General features: G+C 40.5%; 18 protein-coding genes and 1 riboswitch. Of the genes, 13 read left to right on the plus strand and 5 right to left on the minus strand.

Annotated elements, in window-relative coordinates; all coding sequences use genetic code 11:
* Nucleotides 1-220 precede the first annotated feature (220 nt).
* A complete protein-coding gene (locus ABIE66_RS02490; protein WP_101224934.1) occupies nucleotides 221-535 on the plus strand; it encodes a hypothetical protein in 315 nt (104 codons plus the stop codon).
* 57 nt (nucleotides 536-592) lie between these two features.
* On the opposite strand, the gene ABIE66_RS02495 is transcribed toward ABIE66_RS02490, so the two are convergent.
* Nucleotides 593-772 carry a hypothetical protein gene (locus ABIE66_RS02495; RefSeq protein ID WP_370013757.1) on the minus strand — a complete coding sequence of 60 codons (180 nt, stop codon included), beginning with the start codon at nucleotides 770-772 and terminating at the stop codon, nucleotides 593-595.
* Between the two features lie 807 nt (nucleotides 773-1,579).
* On the opposite strand from ABIE66_RS02495, the gene qoxA reads away from it, so the two are divergent.
* The 5 genes from qoxA to ABIE66_RS02520 all read left to right on the plus strand — a co-directional run bounded on the left by qoxA (nucleotide 1,580) and on the right by ABIE66_RS02520 (nucleotide 6,147).
* The gene (qoxA, locus tag ABIE66_RS02500) at nucleotides 1,580-2,503 is read left to right on the plus strand and encodes a cytochrome aa3 quinol oxidase subunit II (RefSeq protein ID WP_214787913.1); all 924 of its coding nucleotides are present in this window, start codon (nucleotides 1,580-1,582) and stop codon (nucleotides 2,501-2,503) included.
* Nucleotides 2,504-2,576: 73 nt separating this feature from the next.
* Nucleotides 2,577-4,523: a cytochrome aa3 quinol oxidase subunit I gene (gene qoxB, locus ABIE66_RS02505; RefSeq protein ID WP_370013758.1), complete on the plus strand. Its 1,947-nt coding sequence runs from the start codon at nucleotides 2,577-2,579 to the stop codon at nucleotides 4,521-4,523.
* Nucleotides 4,523-5,119: a cytochrome aa3 quinol oxidase subunit III gene (qoxC, locus tag ABIE66_RS02510; RefSeq protein ID WP_098370441.1), complete on the plus strand. Its 597-nt coding sequence runs from the start codon at nucleotides 4,523-4,525 to the stop codon at nucleotides 5,117-5,119. The genes qoxB and qoxC overlap by 1 nt, the downstream gene beginning before the upstream one ends.
* A gap of 1 nt (nucleotide 5,120) precedes the next feature.
* Nucleotides 5,121-5,405 carry a cytochrome aa3 quinol oxidase subunit IV gene (qoxD, locus tag ABIE66_RS02515; protein WP_096338881.1) on the plus strand — a complete coding sequence of 95 codons (285 nt, stop codon included), beginning with the start codon at nucleotides 5,121-5,123 and terminating at the stop codon, nucleotides 5,403-5,405.
* A gap of 292 nt (nucleotides 5,406-5,697) precedes the next feature.
* On the plus strand, nucleotides 5,698-6,147 hold the full coding sequence (locus ABIE66_RS02520) for a YfmQ family protein (RefSeq protein WP_370013759.1): 450 nt from the start codon (nucleotides 5,698-5,700) through the stop codon (nucleotides 6,145-6,147).
* A gap of 491 nt (nucleotides 6,148-6,638) precedes the next feature.
* On the opposite strand, the gene ABIE66_RS02525 is transcribed toward ABIE66_RS02520, so the two are convergent.
* The gene (locus ABIE66_RS02525; protein WP_350301106.1) at nucleotides 6,639-6,896 is read right to left on the minus strand and encodes a BA3454 family stress response protein; all 258 of its coding nucleotides are present in this window, start codon (nucleotides 6,894-6,896) and stop codon (nucleotides 6,639-6,641) included.
* Between the two features lie 126 nt (nucleotides 6,897-7,022).
* Nucleotides 7,023-7,859, minus strand: a complete 837-nt coding sequence (locus tag ABIE66_RS02530; RefSeq protein ID WP_370013760.1) for an EamA family transporter — start codon at nucleotides 7,857-7,859, stop codon at nucleotides 7,023-7,025.
* Nucleotides 7,860-8,012: 153 nt separating this feature from the next.
* Nucleotides 8,013-8,058: riboswitch (PreQ1 riboswitch) on the plus strand.
* Nucleotides 8,059-8,164: 106 nt separating this feature from the next.
* On the opposite strand from ABIE66_RS02530, the gene queF reads away from it, so the two are divergent.
* A complete protein-coding gene (gene queF, locus ABIE66_RS02535) occupies nucleotides 8,165-8,662 on the plus strand; it encodes a preQ(1) synthase (protein WP_289318140.1) in 498 nt (165 codons plus the stop codon).
* A gap of 200 nt (nucleotides 8,663-8,862) precedes the next feature.
* Nucleotides 8,863-10,209 (plus strand): aspartate kinase, encoded by a 1,347-nt coding sequence (locus tag ABIE66_RS02540; protein WP_370013761.1) that lies wholly within the window; start codon nucleotides 8,863-8,865, stop codon nucleotides 10,207-10,209.
* 621 nt (nucleotides 10,210-10,830) lie between these two features.
* On the opposite strand, the gene ABIE66_RS02545 is transcribed toward ABIE66_RS02540, so the two are convergent.
* Nucleotides 10,831-11,391, minus strand: coding sequence for a nitroreductase family protein (locus ABIE66_RS02545; RefSeq protein ID WP_370013762.1), 561 nt, complete (start codon nucleotides 11,389-11,391; stop codon nucleotides 10,831-10,833).
* 454 nt (nucleotides 11,392-11,845) lie between these two features.
* Between ABIE66_RS02545 and ABIE66_RS02550 the strand changes: the two genes are divergently transcribed.
* Nucleotides 11,846-13,594 carry an ABC transporter ATP-binding protein gene (locus ABIE66_RS02550; protein WP_370013763.1) on the plus strand — a complete coding sequence of 583 codons (1,749 nt, stop codon included), beginning with the start codon at nucleotides 11,846-11,848 and terminating at the stop codon, nucleotides 13,592-13,594.
* Nucleotides 13,569-15,359: an ABC transporter ATP-binding protein gene (locus tag ABIE66_RS02555; RefSeq protein ID WP_370013764.1), complete on the plus strand. Its 1,791-nt coding sequence runs from the start codon at nucleotides 13,569-13,571 to the stop codon at nucleotides 15,357-15,359. The genes ABIE66_RS02550 and ABIE66_RS02555 overlap by 26 nt, the downstream gene beginning before the upstream one ends.
* A gap of 54 nt (nucleotides 15,360-15,413) precedes the next feature.
* Here ABIE66_RS02555 and ABIE66_RS02560 read toward each other — a convergent pair whose 3' ends face one another.
* Nucleotides 15,414-15,665, minus strand: coding sequence for a MerR family transcriptional regulator (locus ABIE66_RS02560; protein WP_370016966.1), 252 nt, complete (start codon nucleotides 15,663-15,665; stop codon nucleotides 15,414-15,416).
* 175 nt (nucleotides 15,666-15,840) lie between these two features.
* On the opposite strand from ABIE66_RS02560, the gene ABIE66_RS02565 reads away from it, so the two are divergent.
* From ABIE66_RS02565 to ABIE66_RS02575, 3 genes are all read left to right on the plus strand, one after another.
* On the plus strand, nucleotides 15,841-17,898 hold the full coding sequence (locus ABIE66_RS02565) for a carbon starvation CstA family protein (protein ID WP_289323563.1): 2,058 nt from the start codon (nucleotides 15,841-15,843) through the stop codon (nucleotides 17,896-17,898).
* Nucleotides 17,899-17,911: 13 nt separating this feature from the next.
* Nucleotides 17,912-18,115: a YbdD/YjiX family protein gene (locus ABIE66_RS02570; protein WP_289323564.1), complete on the plus strand. Its 204-nt coding sequence runs from the start codon at nucleotides 17,912-17,914 to the stop codon at nucleotides 18,113-18,115.
* Nucleotides 18,116-18,409: 294 nt separating this feature from the next.
* Complete coding sequence (locus ABIE66_RS02575; RefSeq protein ID WP_289323565.1) at nucleotides 18,410-19,624, plus strand: ammonium transporter; 1,215 nt, start codon at nucleotides 18,410-18,412, stop codon at nucleotides 19,622-19,624.
* The last annotated feature ends 2 nt before the right edge of the window (nucleotides 19,625-19,626 follow it).

The raw sequence follows: 19,626 nt of genomic DNA on the forward strand, positions 1-19,626 counted from the left end.
TGTAGTTAAAAAGTTTTTAATAGTATTGAAAGTGTTGATATCGGAAAAAATGATAGTGTATTTATACTGTTTATCAGATTTTTCATATAGTCTCGAATACCTAAAAGTGAATAGCGGCGTATTCTATTTGTCAAGGTTTACATTATAGATATGTTAAAAAATAGAAAAGATTTGACAAATTTGTGAAATGTCATAAAATAGAAAGAAAGGGGATGAAATTATGGAAGCTAATCAGAAGATGTTGGATGCAGTGAAATGGGTATCGGGCACAGGTTGCGTAATCGGAATTATTATTTTTGCTTTAAGTTTTTTTGTAAGCGATTACAATAAGGATTATATATTTACCGCTGTTGGAATCGCCATCACACTAAGCGCAGCTGCCATTTTTCTAGTTGGTATATTTTTTGTCCTGACAGAGGAAATGGTAATGAATACACGTAAAGGCGAAAGAATTGAACCGGAAACGACTAAAATCATAAAAATGAAAACAAAGGCTAAAGCTCCAACAAACAGAAGTACAGAATTCAGTAACTAAAACGAGGAATTTAGCGCAATATACTGTTTTTCTAAACAAAATTAGTTGTTCTTTTGCCTAACTTGCTGAATTTGAGTCAACTTGATCACAAACGATGAATGCGCTTTCATTTTGTGTATTATCAGAACGAATTATCGATTTGTTACATTTTAATTCATTATACTGCCACTCGTCATTGCCAAACACACGATGTGCTTGTACATCCAAACCAACTGCCTGCACGCCAGGAATTCTCAATTACATTTTAAACAATATCTACGAGAAAAGGACACTTTTAAGAAGTCCTTTTTTTGTGGTTTTTTTCTATGTACTTTTAATTGAAAATTCAAAAGGGAAAGGGGTACAGGTATCAATATGGGGTTATTGAGCAGTGGTTTTGCTAAAGGCAGATTTGATAGCAAACCTGAATTACTTACTACGCTTTTGCTACACGGCTGTTTAAAAATACTGACAGGGCATAAGGCAAAAGAACCCAATTACATTTCACACTCGTTGTTCCCTTATACATATATAATATTGACCTGTGTTGGTTCATAAGGGTATTGAAGCATGGAGACAACATCGTGTCCCATGTGTCTACCATTTACCAACCTCCATGGCCGAGTGAAAAAAATCCGTTTTAAATCATGGTATCTAACGATAAATAAGTAATTGACAGGATAGGTAATATAATTCATAATCTTTAAGAGTTTTGAGGCAATATACACGGTGACTATAATGTGAAATTTTTTATTTCATTATATTAGAGTAATATTAAATGGAAAGAGGATCGGTACTATTTGTAATCCTTCACTGATAAGTGAATTTTCAAAGGCAAGATATGAAACATTTATTATATTTCATTTGCTGAAGATTTTCGAACATTTCAGTTCATTTACCATCTTCTTACTGCTCTTTAATGAACTTTATGTGACAGATGTCACTTTGTATTGTCTTTTTTTAGACTTGGGATTAATATTGGTATGTCGGGGTTTGTGAACATGGTAACACTTTGTCCGAATAATTACCAATTGGAATTTTATTATGTAAGAAAGGGGTAGTACTATGAAAATAAAATGGGCTCTATTAACTATACTTTTTACTATTGCCACTGTGCTAACCGGTTGCGATAACCCATTAATGGTCTTGGACCCTAAAGGGCCAGTAGCTGCAACACAAGCAGATGTTATTATGATTTCGATATGGACAATGGCCTTTGTCGTCCTTGTCGTTATGGTACTGTATATCTTCATGATAATGAAATATCGTGCTTCCAAACAGCGTGATGATTATGAACCGCCTCATATTGAAGGAAGTAAGGTTCTTGAAATAATTTGGGTTGCGATCCCAATTTTGATCGTCGCTTTCCTATCCGTTGTTACTGTTAAAACAACAAATGAAGTTGAGGCAACACCTAAAGGGTACGGAGATCAAGAACCTTTAGTCATTTACGCTTCATCTTCCAACTGGAAGTGGCATTTTAGTTATCCGGAAGAAGATATCGAAACGGTCAACTATCTGTTTATACCGACTAACCGACCAATCGAATTTAAACTTTACTCATTCGGTCCAATCTCAAGTTTCTGGATTCCACAACTTGGAGGACAAAAATACGCGATGTCGGACATGGTTAATACGTTGCACTTAGCAGCTGATGTACCAGGTGAGTATATGGGTCGAAATTCAAACTTCAGTGGTTCAGGTTTTGCTCAGCAAACGTTCAACGTTAATGCATTGTCAGCAAAAGATTACGATAAGTGGGTAGATGAAATTAAAGCTACTGCTAAACCGATTACTGAGGAAAAATTCAATGAATTATTAAAACCTGGCCATGTGGGACAATCCACTTACACTGGAACTCACTTAGAGTTTTCACCAGCTCCTGAAGGGGAAAATGCTGGTCATGACCACGGATCTTCTGATACTGAAGAAAATGATTCCAAGGATTCACACGAGGAACATTCAGAACACAGCAACATGAATCACTAAGAATTAATTTCGTTCGATAAAACAACTAGGTTTACAAGATAAGGAATATTTTCCTGAAAGGAGTCACAAAAGTATGGATTACTTTGATCGATTTGCCGTACCTCATCCAAGCCCTGCGATTTATGCATCCATGGTTGCCATTGGCTTAACCATGATTGCGGTTGTTGCCGGAATTACCTATTTTAAAAAATGGGGTTACTTATGGCGTGAGTGGTTAACAACGGTTGACCATAAACGTATTGGTATCATGTACATCTTGGCAGCACTGCTTATGCTTTTCCGCGGTGGCGTCGATGCTCTTATGATGCGTGCTCAAACGGCTATTCCAGATAACGGTCTTTTGGATGGACAGCATTATAATGAGGTATTTACAACACACGGGGTCGTCATGATCCTGTTCATGGCTATGCCATTTATCATTGGGTTAATGAACATTGTTACACCATTACAAATTGGAGCGCGTGACGTAGCATTCCCACGTCTGAACGCAGTAAGCTTCTGGTTATTCTTCATGGGGGCAATGCTATTTAACATCTCTTTCGTAGTCGGTGGTTCTCCTGATGCAGGTTGGACATCTTACTTCCCGCTGGCAAGTAACGATTTCAGTGAATCAGTCGGTTCGAACTATTACGCGATTTCACTTCAAATCGCTGGTATCGGTACATTAATGACTGGTATCAACTTTATCGTAACCATCTTGAAAATGAGAGCACCTGGCCTGAACTTAATGAAAATGCCAATGTTCACATGGTCTATCTTGATTACAAACTTCATTATCGTTTTCGCTTTCCCTGTATTGACAGTGGCACTTGCGTTGATGACAATGGATCGTCTATTCGGAACTCAATTCTTTACGATGGCCAATGGCGGTAGCGATATGCTTTGGGCAAACTTGTTCTGGGTTTGGGGACATCCTGAAGTTTATATAGTTATTCTTCCAGCTTTCGGTATTTACAGTGAAATCATTTCGACATTTGCACGTCGTAACCTGTACGGGTATAATTCGATGGTTATCTCCATGGTAGCTATTTCTACTTTATCTTTCATTGTATGGGCTCACCATTTCTATACAATGGGCCACGGTGCAATGGTTAATGGTATCTTCTCGATTACCACGATGGCAATTGCAGTCCCGACCGGTGTTAAGATCTTCAACTGGTTGTTCACACTTTGGAAAGGTAAAATCGTGTTTACCGTTCCAATGCTATACTCTTTAGCTTTCATTCCGATTTTCACGCTCGGTGGGGTAACAGGGGTTATGCTTGCCATGGCAAGTGCTGACTACCAATACCATAATACAATGTTCTTAGTAGCTCACTTCCATTACGTTTTAATCCCTGGTACTGTATTTGCCGTACTTGCCGGTTTTACGTACTGGTGGCCAAAAATGTTCGGTTTCATGTTGAGCGAAAAAATTGGAAAATGGTCGTTCTGGTTCATTATAGTCGGCTTTAATGTAACATTCTTCCCGATGTTCATCACTGGTTTAGATGGGCAGGCACGTCGTATGTATACGTACTCTGAATCAACAGGATATGGTCCATTGAATATGCTCTCTTTCGTTGGAGCAATTGGTTTAGCAATAGGTTTTGCACTTATTGTGTACAATATCTATTGGAGTACTCGTTATGCATCAAGAAATATCTCAAATGATCCATGGGATGCACGTTCTCTAGAGTGGGCTACACATACACCAATCCCTGAATATAACTTTGCAATTGTGCCAACAGTTGATTCTACAGAAGCATTCTGGGATTCAAAGAAAAAAGGCTTTAAATTATTTAGCGGTAAAGTAGAAAAGATTCATATGCCAAATAACAGTGGCGTGCCGTTTATCATGAGCTGTATCTTCTTCGTTTGGGGCTTTGCATTGGTATTCAGCATGTGGATCATTGCAATCATTGCAACGATCGGTATCTTTGCTTGTATGATTCACCGTTCATTCGAAAAAGATCACGGACGTTATATCTCTGTTGAAGAGATCGAAGAAACTGAAAATAAATTGCGAGGTGCTAAGTAATGAAAATAGATAACTCGCTGCCACTAGAATATAGCACGGAAGAAAATCGCTTAAAGATTTTTGGATTCTGGATTTTCCTGGGAGCAGAAATAGCTCTTTTCGCTACACTGTTCGCCACTTATTTTGTCTTAGTTGGTGGTACTGGAAATGGTCCAACAGGGGAACATCTTTTTAAAGTCCCAACATTAATGTTTCAAACAATCTTTCTTTTAACTAGTAGTTTTACCATAGGTCTTGGAATCAATGCAATGAGACTTGGCAGGCAGAAAGCAACGATTGGTTTCTTCATTATCACCCTTATTCTTGGTTTAGGCTTCTTAGGAGTCGAAATTTATGAATTCGTGGAGTATGTACATGAAGGAGCAACGATTCAAACAAGTGCTTTCTTATCTAGTTTGTTCACACTACTAGGTACGCATGGAGCTCACGTTACACTTGGTTTATTCTGGGGAACCTTCATCGTCATGCAGATTAAAAAACGCGGTATGACTCCACAGACAACAAACAAGGCTTTCATCTTTTCACTTTACTGGCATTTCTTGGACGTTGTCTGGATTTTCATCTTCAGTTTCGTCTATCTGAAAGGAATGATGTAATATGAAAGAATTATTCCCACGGGGCCAAGTTATGGGATTTGCTTTTTCGCTAGTTCTGACTTTGGTCGCACTATCAGTTATTGTGTTTGATCTCTCACTTAAAATGGCTGTGATTATCCTACTTGTTACAGCTTTCATGCAAGCAGCACTTCAATTTGTTATGTTCATGCATGCAGGAGAGTCTGAAGATAAAGCATCGATTTACACAAACGTTTATTACGGATTGTTTGTTGCATTGGTTACAATTTTCGGTACAATGCTAACAATGATTTGGGGATATCAATAATCGATTCCAGAAAAGCTGGGCGTCTTGATGACGCTCAGTTTTTTTTATTTTAATAAGTATAAATTTGTTAAGAAGGATGTGGATGAAAACCATATTGTTTAGTATAACCATTTCGGAAAATTATATTTATAATGGGGGAATTTTCACTTTCGATGCGCGCCCGTGCGTTTAAGTGCAATGTTTTAAAGTGAAACGTTAATAGAACGGACACATCTTTTAAGAAAAACTGCCAGCCCTTTTGATATAATGAGCCATGTAAGAATTAATTTATAAATGTAGCGGAGATGATGAATTGACATTGCCGGTTTTGATTTTGACAATTATCTTAAGTTTGTTAAAAATATTGGTTTCCTGTCTTCCGACCGATGCGGTTAATTGGATTATCAGCAAATTTAAAATACACTCTGAAATTAGTGACGAGAATGCGATCGTAACCTTTGAGGGAAAACGTTTGGAAGGTGAAGAAAAAATTCAAGTTATTAATTATTTTAATAACGCTAGATTTTTGAAAAAAAATCATATATTCCCAGGGAACGAGCAATTGTTTTTGCATCCCGAGAACAGTGGAACTCCATTAGTAATTGATACTAAAAGAGGCAAAAAGGATGTTAGGTTATATGTGTACATTTACAATGACCACGTGGATGTAGTTAAACAATACAAGAAGAAACTCATTTCTTATAGTCTGTTTTCCGATAGCCTTCAAGAACGTTCCGTGCCATTAATAAGTAACTTAGCTTAAAAGAACCAAAAATCAATTATTATCAAGTTTGTAGACAAAAGGGGTTCTATCTAAATTTTAAAACAAAGTTGATTGGAACGGAGGGTACGAGACTCCTGCGGGAAAAGCGAGTCCAAGGGAGACCCCGCAGGCGCAAAGGCGCCGAGGAGGCTCACGGACCGCCCGCGGAAAGCGAGTGCCTGGAGTGGAAATTAACGTTTAAATTGTCTAAAGTCTGAGACGGTCCTTTAAAAGATCGTCTTTTTTATAAGTCTTTTATTTTATAATCCCATTTCATTTAGGTGCTTTTTTCATTAAAGAAAATTCTTAATTACTTGTTATTCAGATTGAGAGGTTTACTTACACAAACTGACGACTGAATTTTAGTGTCTTTGTGTTGTTAAGTAGGAGGGAATTGCTAAAAGAGGGTCTTCAATAGTGCATATGAAAAATATTTTGGATATTATTAAATGGTAATAAAAAAGCAGGTATCTATTGCGATGCCTGCTTTTTTATGCTTTCCATTGCTTTTCAACTTGATGAAGGGCTTGTTGTAAAATTACTTCATGATCTGTACCCGGTTTAGTAAGGACGTTAGTTTGATAAGATTTTCCTTGGAAATCAACTGTTACTGTAACTTTTACCATTATGCATCTTTCCTTTCTTGATTCAGAATTAAATGAGGTGGTTGTACCTATTTCTTTTATACCCATGGCAGAAGAATAATCAAACATTTCAAAAGCAGTAAAATTGAAAGAATTAATATTCAAAATTATCTGATACTTTTACAGATGTGTCAACATTTTTTTTTTGACCTGCCCCATTTCCCGTTTAAATAGAAAATGACCTGGCTTGTACACATGACAGCCAGGTTGTTTTTGTAAAATGAACTATATTCATATTTTAGTTAAAATAATACCGATTAATGCAGCAAGAACACCGGCAATTTGATAGGTTTTTAGTTTTTCCTTGAATAAATAACATCCAGCGAATACGACAACTAAACAGTTCAGGCTGACGACAGGAAAAATGATGCTTGCGATCCCGGTGTTCAATGCAAAGAAATAACATCCATAGCCTATCATGCTTAAAAAACCTACCAAGGAACCGATTTTGACTTCCTTTAGCTTGATTTTTTCTTTTTTAAAGGCCAGAGCCGAAAGAAGATAAAGCATTCCGCCTCCATACATTGATACTAAGATATCAAGGGAGTTTAAGTGAAGACGTGTTGATGTCGTCATTAGAATTCCGAGCACACCAAATGATAAGATGGAGAATAATGTGTGCATGATCCAAGGGACATATTGATGGTTACCTTTGGCGTTAGGTGTATACTGGATGACTAATGTAGCGAGAAGCATGCAGGCGATTCCACTCCACTGCAAGGAAGAAATATGTTCGTGAAAAATTAAAGCTGCACAGAGTATGGGGAATATAGCATTAGCTGCGATTAATGGTGATGTCAAGCTTGCCGGACCTTTTTCAAAGGCGCTTGCCATCTGGATGTTACCATTAGCGTTCAGTACACCAATTGCTGCACCAAGCATGATGGACAGCCAGTTCAGCTGTAAACCATCCATAAATACTCCATAAGCAATGGATAAAATAAAAGCTGAAAAATAAAAGAAAAATTGGATATGTATCTTTGAATAGCCTTTTCCGCTACTCCATTTGAAAATGCTGTTATTGATTCCGAAACATAAGCTGGTAATGAGTGCTGCAAAAATCCACATGTGTATATTCTCTTCTTTCTTATAGGTTGAACTGCTTTTTCCATTTTAAACTGAATATATAAAGGAATCAAACCCAATTTAAGAGAGTTGCATTGACAGATTGACTATTTTTTTTTATATTTACTAAGACAATTTTAAAATATTTCCCGATAAACGGGAGAGGTTCATAGCATCACCCTCTTAAAAAAACTATGGCTTTGATTTTTTTCGCGAATCAACCATATCTTTGATGAGATATGGTTTTTGTTATATAGAGGCCCATTTTATGAATCTCCCCTGACAAACGTGGATGAGGAGGACTTTTTATGTCTGGAAGAAAAGAAGAAGAATTAAAGGAAATTACACTGCTTGGGAATCAAGGGACAAAATATACATTCGACTATGCGCCTGAAATTCTTGAGTCATTCGATAACAAACATCCTAACCGTGATTATTTCGTCAAATTCAATTGCCCGGAATTCACTAGCTTATGTCCGATAACCGGCCAGCCAGACTTTGCAACCATTTACATCAGCTATATTCCCAGTGTGAAGATGGTCGAAAGCAAGTCTTTGAAACTTTATTTATTCAGCTTCCGTAATCATGGTGATTTCCATGAAGACTGCATGAATATCATCATGAACGATTTAATCGAGTTGATGGATCCGAAATATATTGAAGTATGGGGCAAGTTCACGCCTAGGGGCGGGATTTCCATTGATCCATACACAAACTACGGGAAACCAGGGACGAAGTATGAGGAAATGGCGGATTACCGCTTGATGAATCATGATTTATACCCTGAAACTGTGGATAATCGCTAAAGATTGGAAAGACAACTGGCTTATGCCGTTGTCTTTTTTTTCCTTTTACTATTCCCTTTCAATAATCATATTGTTTTGTCCTCTTTAAAAATACAAATGTCCTTCTATAGTGGAATTTTTACTTGATTGTTTCGAGAAAAAACGTAATAATAGGGAGAGTTGATTTTGACAGAATATTATTTAAAATAGGGGATGTCGAGATGAAAGTTGCGAAGTTTGGCGGAAGTTCACTTGCGTCAGGTGAACAGTTGAGAAAGGTATTCGAAATTGTGGTTGCTGATCCAGAGAGGAAGTTTGTAGTCGTTTCGGCTCCAGGGAAACGCAATTCCGATGATATAAAGGTGACGGATTTATTGATTGAGGCTGCGGAACAGCAGCTGCGCGGCGATAACGGGGAGCATTTGATCGAAGACGTGGTATCCCGCTATGCGAGCATTGCTGAAGAGTTGGATATATCCGAGGAGGTCATCACAGGGATTCATGAAAATTTAAAAGCACTGTTGCATGCTGACCAATCTAACCAGAAGCGCTATTTGGATGCTTTAAAGGCCAGTGGCGAAGATAATAATGCGAAGCTGGTCGCAGGTTATTTTCAAAGCCGTGGGGTAGAGGCAAAGTATATAAATCCAAAGAAGGCTGGCTTGATCGTTACGGATGTAGATGGATTTACCCAGGTTCAGCCAGAGTCATATGATCGGTTGTATGCTCTGCGTGAAGAGCCTGGAATCGTAGTATTTCCAGGGTTCTTCGGATATACGTTAGATGGTGATGTTTTAACCTTCTCAAGAAGCGGTTCCGATATTACGGGTTCGATTCTTGCAAATGGGGTCAAAGCCGATTTGTATGAGAACTTTACGGACGTGGATGCCGTTTATGCGGTAAATCCAAATGTGGTTTCCAATCCGAAGGGAATCCGGGAGTTAACCTATCGTGAAATGCGGGAGCTTTCTTATGCCGGTTTTTCGGTATTTCATGATGAAGCGCTGATTCCTGCATTCCGTGCGGGAATACCTGTCCATATCCAAAATACGAACAATCCGACGGCACAAGGGACCCGCATTGTGAACACGCGGGATAATACGAATGGTCCGGTTATTGGGATTGCAAGTGATAAAGGGTTTTGCAGTATTTACATTAGCAAATATTTGATGAACCGGGAAGTTGGTTTTGGCCGGAAACTGCTGCATATCCTTGAAGATTACGGAGTTTCATATGAGCATATTCCATCAGGCATTGATGATGTGACGCTTATTCTAAGGCAGGACCAGATGAAAGGAGAAGTCGAGAAGAAAATCATTTCCCGAATCAAGAAAGAGCTTCATGCCGATGAAGTGAATGTGGAGCATGATCTTGCCTTGATCATGGTTGTAGGGGAAGGAATGCGCCATAATGTCGGTACAACGGCAAGAGCGTCAAAAGCCTTGGCCGAAGCTAAGGTGAATATTGAGATGATCAACCAGGGCTCTTCGGAGGTAAGTATGATGTTCGGTGTGAAAGGGCACAACGAAGAGACGGCAATTCAGGCATTATATCACGAGTTCTTTTGAGTATAATAGATCAGTGACCTCCTTTTAGAAGGGGGTTTTTTTGTGATCAATCTTTTAGTCACTATACATATGGCTGGACTTTTCATCTGGTACTTTATGGTAGTGGCAATGACCGTATGGGGATATTAAATCTGAGCTAAAAGACGCGGATACTTATTGCAGTGAATTGGTATGGTATATTCGTACTATAAAGCAAGGAAAGACTATAAAGTTAAGACAAATGCTGCTTCTGGATGTTATCCCCCAATTGGTTTAAAATAATTACTTCGAGTTGATTTCGCTGAATAGAATCATGTTTAGAAAGCCAACCTTATCACCTCAAGTTTAATACTTCTATATTTAATACAAAAAAGACTGTAGGAATAAGTTCTATCTATATATTAAAACAAAGTTGATTGGAGCGTAAGGTGCGAGACTCCTGCGGGAAAAGCGCGTCAAGGGGAGACACCGCAGGCGTAAGCCAAGGAGGCTCCCCGGACCGCCCGCGGAAAGCGAGTGCCTGGAGAGGAAATCAACGTTCAAATTGTAAAGCCATAAAAAGACTGTAGACAAACTCGATTTTCATCGAGTTTGTCTACAGTCTGAGCCTCCAAATAGAAGATTGGAGGCTTTCCTTTTTTGTTAGTCCATAATTGTCAGGAGTTGATCGATCTCTTTCCTGGGGCGTGGGGCAGGGATCATGTCGGGATAGCCAACATGAAGGCTGCCTACGATTTTCTCGCCAGGTTTAACGCCTAAAGCTTCACGAAACTCCATGCTGTGGATCATGCCGTATGTTTCCCATATCATCCCGATTCCTTGTTCCCAGGCAAGCAGGCTGAAATTTTGGATCAAGGCACTTGTAGCTGCATAATCTTCTTCACGTGTCATTGGATTCGGATTCTCTTCCATGATCACTGCGATGAACATCGGGACATCTATAAGTTTATTATATCCTCGCTGTCCGGCTGCGTTTTTCTTTTCAGGGTCCTTCTCTTTGCCTGCCATAAAAGCACGGGTTGCTTCTGCGAGTTTTAAACGGCTTTCGCCATATACCACGACGAAGCGCCAAGGCTGGGTCATTTTATGGTTCGGTGCCCATGTCGACGTTTCCAATAATGATTGGATGGTATCAATAGGAACAGGAATGTCCTTAAATCGCTTAATGCTGCGCCGTTCTTTAATGATATCTTCAAGTTTCATGATCATCCTGCTCCTTTAATCATATATGTAAGTTCATTAGTTTTTTTTAAAAAAATAATCCCCGGCTGCCTAATATGCTTCCAACGTGAATAAATTACTTGAATAAAGAGGGGGCAATATTCCAGTGACTTGCATTCGCTAATGAGCATATAATTTTTACTAGGCACAGAGAAGCCGGGGCGACATTGTATCTATGTACAATATCAAAAGGGTACGATAAGAGATTATCGTAATTGCTTATCAAATTTCAGAGATCAATAATGAAATTGAAAATCATTATCAATTAGAATTTTCGCTTATTTCCTGTTATTTGTCAAGAGTATTTATTAAAAAAAATCAAGTTATTTACTAATCCTTTGAATCAGTTAAAATCTTTTAAAAAATCTGTATAAAAATGTATAATGAGAGGATGAAAAGATGCTATCTACATATGAAGAATCGAAGGGTGTCATAGATGAAAAAACTGGCCTCATTTCTTAAGCCGTACTGGCTCTTGATCATTCTTGCTTTAATCTTAATGATTGTCGAGCTCGGTGTAGAACTGTTACAACCTCTATTTATAGCAAAAATAATTGATGATGGCATTTTACAGAAAGATTTATCGGTGGTGATTAAATGGGGAAGCGTCATGGTTGGACTTTCCATTTTTTCATTTATTGGCGGGATCGTTAATTCCTTTACGGCATCACATGTAAGTCAGAGTTTTGGACATGATGTCAGGAAAAGCCTTTTTGGTAAGATACAGGCGTTTTCTTTTGCGAATTTGAATAATATCCCGACTTCCTCGTTGATCACAAGGATGACGAATGATGTGACCCAACTTCAAAATACGGTTTTTATGGGCCTGCGTATCATGGCAAGGGCGCCATTGATCGTAATCGGCGGGGCGATAATGGCCATTGCGGTAGATTTTAAACTCTCCCTTGTTTTGGTCATTTCGATTCCGGTTCTTGTTTTTTTTCTTGGCTGGGTTATGAAACGAGCGGCTATTCTATTTAAGCTCGTACAGAAAAAGCTCGATAATGTCAACGGTGTCATGAGGGAAAACCTGATAGGCATGCGCTTGATCAAAGCCTTTCTTCGTAAGGAGCATGAAATTGGACGGTTTGACGATGCAAATGACGAGTTGAAAAGAAAGACTATGTCTTCCCTTCGTTTAATTGAAACGACCATGCCTGTACTGATGCTTGTCATGAATGTGGCAATTCTGATCATTCTCTGGCTTGGAAGCGAATTTATTACAACGGGAGATATACAGGTAGGGGAAGTTGTGGCGATTGTAAACTATGCCACAAGGATTGCGGCATCACTTTCCGTTTTTTCATGGCTGATCATGGTCATTTCCCGTGCAAAGGCTTCCGCGGAACGTGTGACGGAAATATTTGAAACCCCGATAGATATTGATGAGGGTAAGATGGAAAGCAAGAGTGAGGCCGTCAATGGGGGAGGCATAAAGTTCCTGGATGTATCTTTCCGCTACCCTGGAACCGATGCACCGGTATTGAAAAACTTGAACTTTTCTATCGATCCGGGAGAATCGCTTGCCATCATAGGAGCGACGGGATCAGGGAAAACATCCTTGTTCCAGCTGATTCCGAGATTATACGAAGTTGAAAGCGGCTCCATTCAAATAGATGGCCAGGATGTGAAAGATATTCCCTTGAATTCGCTGCGGAAAAGGATTGGCTATGTACCGCAGGAAGCCCTTCTTTTTTCAGGAACCATAAAAAGTAATGTTGCCTGGGGAAAAGAAGGGGCATCAATGGAGGAAATCATGGCAGCAGCCATGCATGCCCAGGTTCATGAAACCATCATGAAACTCCCGAAACAATATGAAACGCAGTTAGGGCAAAAAGGAGTGAATCTGTCCGGGGGGCAAAAACAGCGGTTATCGATTGCGAGAGCATTGGTGCGCAAACCGAAGATTCTCATTCTGGATGATAGTACGAGTGCGCTGGATTTGAAAACGGAAAGTAGATTACTCGCCGCATTAAAGGCCTATACATGCACAACGCTCATCATTACACAAAAAATTAGCACAGCCATGGAGGCGGACAAAATCTTGTTACTGGAAAATGGTCAAGTGCTTGCACTAGGGAAACATCAGGATTTGATTCAATCAAGTGATCTTTATCGAAAAATCGTTCACTCACAGTTTGGGGAGGAGGGAGTTTCTCTTGAGTCCAAGAATATCTCCCGTTAAGGCAAAGTCAAAACCGGTCTATTCATGGAATACGATAAAAAGGATCATCCCCTACTTAGCAACGAATAAAAGCCTGCTATTTTGTGTCCTTTTCATGGTACTGGTAAGCTCCGTTTTAGGATTGCTCGGCCCCTTTCTTGTTGGGATGGCGATCGATGATTATATTGTTACAAAGGATAGCGAGGGGCTGTTCAGCCTTCTTATCGGGCTTCTCGGAGTCTATCTATTCTATTCCCTATCCATGTGGCTTCAGAATTATTGGATGATCGGAATCGCGCAGGATACGGTTTATGCGATGCGCAATCAATTGTTCAAGAAGCTTCACCAGTTATCCATTCCCTTTTTTGACCGGCGTCAGCATGGGGAATTGATGAGTAGGGTCACGAATGATATAGAAAACGTCAGTTCCACTTTGAATAGTTCCGTGATCCAGATCTTTTCAAGTGTGCTGACACTGGTCGGGACGATTGGAGTGATGTTGTATTTAAGCCCTCTATTGACTGTTTTAACCTTATTCATCGTTCCTCTTATGTTCTTCGGGCTGAGGTGGATAACGAACCGGACGGGAAAGCTTTTTAAAGAACAGCAGAAGAACCTTGGAGAACTGAATGGGTTTATAGAAGAAACGATTTCGGGACAACGGATCGTAAAGGCTTTTTCGCAGGAAGATAAAGTGATCCGGGATTTTATCACCCGGAGTGAAAACTTAAAGAAAGCCGGATTTCTATCACAATCATACTCCGGGCTGATTCCAAAACTGATGAATTTACTCAACAACTTAAGTTTTACGGTAATTGCCGCAGTCGGCGGGTTTTTGGCGTTGAGTGGCATAGGCACGGTTTCCATCGGGGTCATTGTCATTTTCACCGAGTATTCAAGGCAATTCACCCGTCCGCTCAATGACCTGGCTAATCAATTCAATACACTCCTCTCAGCTGTTGCTGGTGCTGAGCGGGTTTTCACCATACTTGATGAAAAAGAAGAAGAAGTGGATGAGAAACAGGCCTCTGAACTCCGGGATGTCTGTGGTGAGGTGGACTTTGAGGGTGTTACATTTTCATACAATGATGACGACCAAACGATATATGATGTTAGTTTTCATGCAGAAAAAGGGGAGACCATCGCGCTTGTAGGTCCCACTGGGGCCGGTAAGACAACGATTATTAATCTTCTTGCCCGTTTTTACGAGCCCAACAACGGCCGGATCTTGATTGATGGCCAGAATATCCAGCAGGTGACCAGATCAAGTCTCCGCAAGCATATGGGTTTTGTTTTACAGGATTCCTTTTTATTTCAGGGTACGATTCGTGAAAATATCCGCTACGGTCGACTGGAGGCGGGAGATGAAGAAGTGGTGGATGCAGCCAAGCTTGCCAATGCCCATTCCTTTATTATGAAAATGCCAGAACGATATGATACCATCTTGAATCAGGATGGCGGTGGAATCAGTCAGGGACAGCGCCAGCTTTTATCGATTGCCAGGGCCATTTTAGCCGATCCCGTTCTATTGATTTTGGATGAAGCGACAAGTAGCATAGATACCATTACCGAGCTTAAAATCCAGGAAGCATTACACCGTTTGATGGAGGGGAGGACAAGTTTTGTCATTGCCCATCGATTGAATACGATTCAGCAAAGTGATCAAATCCTGGTGCTTGATGAAGGAAAGGTCATTGAAAAGGGATCACATGATGAATTGTTGAAGCAAAGGGGTTTTTATTACGATCTCTATCGCAGTTCATTAAAGGAAAATCAGACAGGATAAAAAAATGTGTGCCGTCAGGCGCACATTTTTTGCGTTGTCCTGTAAAACACGAACTTAAACTTGGGGAATGCATTCCGTCTCATTGTTTTTCGCTTCCTCTATGCTCGCTATCGTCTGTTGTTGTTGATGGAGGAGCAATTCTTTGAAGGATTCTTTATCCAATACTGTTTTTATATCATCCAAAGAGACCGAAAGGATTTTGAGCAAACAGATTTTCTCGAGCCTTTTCAAGTCTTTTTCCGTATAATACCTGCGGCCATTTGCATTGTGGGGAAAGAGGTAAATATCGACAAAATAATGGAAAATACTTTACAAATTGACTAAATTACTATTGCTAAAAAACCTTATGATAACATATAATTCAGAATATATATAAAATTCTTTAAATTTAACGTCACGAGGCGGAATATAGCCCTAACACCCTGTAAAATGAAGATTTTTTTATAGTTGATCACTAGTTTAATAGAGAGGAGATGGAAAAATGAAAGCGCTTAAGTCGGTTATTCTTTGGGGGATCATATCAGCAGTGGGTGCGGTGAGTTTTGGTGTCGTCGCGCTAAACCGAGGGGAAAGCATCAATGCCATGTGGATTGTCACTGCAGCACTCTGTGTTTATTCAATTGCCTATCGCTTTTATAGTAAATTCATTGCACAGAAAGTGTTTGAGCTAGATGATAATCGCCAGACTCCATCGGAAGCGAATAATGATGGGAAGGACTACGTGCCTACAAATAAATGGGTGCTGTTTGGCCACCATTTTGCAGCAATTGCAGGAGCTGGCCCTCTTGTAGGCCCCATCCTTGCAGCGCAGATGGGATATTTGCCAGGGACGCTTTGGCTTGTAGTCGGAGTTGTATTAGCTGGTGCCGTTCAGGATTTCATCATTCTCTTTGGTTCGATGCGCCGTAACGGCAAGTCATTGGGAGAAATGATCAAAGAGGAAATTGGTCCGATTACAGGTTTGATAGCAATGATCGGTATCCTGGGTATCATGATCATTTTATTAGCGGTACTTGCCTTGGTTGTCGTTAAAGCGCTGGTGGGCAGTCCATGGGGGATGTTCACGATTGCCTCGACCATACCGATTGCAGTCCTTATGGGCATCTATATGCGCTATATACGGCCGGGACGGGTTGGTGAAGGATCGATTATTGGAATCGTACTATTGATGCTTGCGTTATATTTCGGCCGCTTTGTATCCGAAAGCGCTACGTTGGCGCCAATGTTCACTTTCAGTGGGGAAACGATCGCCATCATGTTGATTGTATACGGATTCGTTGCCTCCGTTTTGCCGGTATGGATGCTATTGGCACCGCGTGATTACTTAAGCACATTCTTGAAAATCGGTACGATCATCGGACTTGCACTAGGAATCTTTATAGTCATGCCGAGCCTTGAAATGCCTGCCGTCACTCAATTCATTGATGGAACAGGCCCCGTATTTTCCGGAAATTTATTCCCGTTCCTATTCATTACGATCGCTTGTGGAGCGGTATCTGGATTCCATGCACTCGTTTCATCGGGTACAACTCCTAAAATGATTGAACGCGAATCCCATTCACGTCCAATCGGGTACGGGGCGATGTTGACTGAATCTTTTGTAGCCATCATGGCGATGATAGCAGCCTGTGTACTTACGCCAGGGATCTATTTTGCCATTAATAGCCCGGGGGCCGTTATAGGTACGGAGCCGGCTCAAGTGGCTGCTACGATATCCGATTGGGGTTTCATTTTGACACCTGAAATGATTACTGGCCTTGCGGATGATGTTGGGGAAGAGACCATTCTATCCCGAACTGGAGGGGCTCCAACCTTTGCAATCGGTATGGCCCATATCTTCTCGCAAGTGATTGGTGGAGCGTCCCTGATGGCGTTCTGGTATCATTTTGCGATCCTGTTCGAGGCATTGTTCATATTGACCACCATTGATGCGGGAACAAGGGTAGGGCGTTTTATGATACAGGATATTATCGGCACCTTTTACAAGCCATTTGCCGAAACGAATAAATGGCTGCCCAATATTATTGCAACTGCCATTTGTGTAATCGGTTGGGGATACTTCCTTTATCAAGGGGTCATAGATCCTCTTGGCGGGATCAATACCCTTTGGCCATTGTTTGGAATTGCGAATCAGATGCTTTCCGCCATTGCATTGCTGCTTGGGACGACAGTCCTTTTCAAAATGGGCAAAAAAGCGTACACATGGGTCACACTCGTCCCTACTACATTCTTATTGATAGTGACCATGACAGCTGGATGGCAAAAGCTGTTCCACGAAAACCCGGCGATAGGCTTTTTAGCGCATAAGGATAAATTTAAAGCGGCCTATGATAGTGGGGAAGTTCTTGCTCCGGCAGCAAATCTAGCCGAGATGAAACGGGTTATCGTCAATGATTATGTGGATGCAGCCCTTTGTGCCATCTTCATGATCGTTGTGATCACTGTCCTGATTTCTGCCATTAGGTTATGGATAAAAGTCTTGAAGAACCAGAAAATAGATTTACATGAATCGCCTTATGTATCAAGAAGGACATCATAAGGGAGGAATGGCCATGTTGAAAAGATTAGTTAAGATTCTCAGCTACAGAAAGCAATTCGTCAGTTTGCTTGTCGGCGTTCCAAGTTATGATACCTATGTGGCACATATGAGCGTGCACCATCCTGATGATCCTGTAAAAACCAGGAAAGAATTTTTCTGCGAAGCCCAGGATGAACGGTATAACGCAAAGGGTGGCAAGGTGTCTCGTTGCTGTTAACTGAATATATTTTGAAGGGCCCTCAAATAAGAGGGCCCTTTTTTAGTTGAATCTTATGAAGTGGGACATAAGTAGAGGGGGAAATGTAACGGTGATGGACTGAAAAAATCTTGAAAATTACCAAAAAATGAAATTTTACGGTTCTTTATTCATGGTAGATGTTATATAATCTTACATTTTTTAATGAAATACAAAAAATCAGTTGAATTATTAGAAAATTAAGTATATGATAAAAAACATAACATAATAGTGTTAATAAACATAACATATACAAAAAACAAGGGGGAAAACAATATGCAAATGGCAGATTCGGTATTCATGTTTTTGGCGACGATGATGGTTTGGCTAATGACACCAGGGATTGCCCTGTTTTATGGAGGGATGGTAAAAAGTAAAAATGTCCTGAATACGGCGATGCATAGTTACATGCCGCTGGCAGTCATTTCGATTCTTTGGGTACTGATTGGGTATTCATTATCGTTTTCACCTGGAAATACACTCCTGGGCGGCTTGGACTGGGTTGGTTTAAAAGATGTAGGCTTCGAACCTGGTCCATACAGCGAAACAATTCCTCATAGTTTATTCATGTTATTCCAAATGACTTTTGCCGTTTTAACAGTCTCGATCATTGCAGGTGGCATTGCCGAGCGGATGAAGTTTTCTGCATTCTTGATTTTTACGATCCTTTGGTCTTTATTCGTATACGCTCCTGTTGCTCACTGGGTATGGGGTGGGGGCTGGTTAGCGGAGATGGGTACACTTGACTTTGCAGGCGGCAACGTTGTTCATATATCTTCCGGGGTTGCCGGTCTGGTATTAGCAATCATGTTAGGTAAAAGGAAAGAGTCAGGGGACAGTGCGCCACATAATCTTCCTTTAACATTCCTTGGCGGATCACTAATTTGGTTCGGTTGGTATGGCTTCAACGTCGGTAGCGCACTGACAATCAATGAAGTGGCCATGAATGTATTCGTTAATACAGCCGTTGCAGCAGCAGCTGGTATCATAGGCTGGCTGATCGTCGAGTATATGGCTAATAAGAAGGCAACGTTGCTTGGTGCAGTATCAGGAGCTATTTCAGGGTTGGTTGCGATTACACCTGCTTGTGGATTCGTAACGCCCGCTTCTTCCATCATCATTGGGGTCGTCGGCGGTGCTGTATGTTTCTGGGGTGTATTCTTCCTGAAGAATAAACTGGGTTACGATGATGCTCTGGATGCTTTCGGATTACATGGGATCGGTGGTACATGGGGTGGCATCGCTACAGGTTTATTCGCGACCACTTCCGTCAACGAAAACGGGGCAAATGGTTTATTCTATGGAGATTTCAACTTATTGTGGAAGCAGCTTGTAGCAATCGTTGCGACTTATATTTTCGTTGCCGTGGTCACTTATGTCATTGCTAAAGTCATTAACCTGTTCGTTCCGTTACGTGTCAGTGAGGAAGATGAGTCAATGGGGCTTGATCTTACACTTCATGGAGAAAAGGCCTATCATGAATCAATTTAAAA

Source organism: Peribacillus sp. B2I2, assembly GCF_041261685.1.
Classification (GTDB): Bacteria; Bacillota; Bacilli; order Bacillales; family DSM-1321; genus Peribacillus.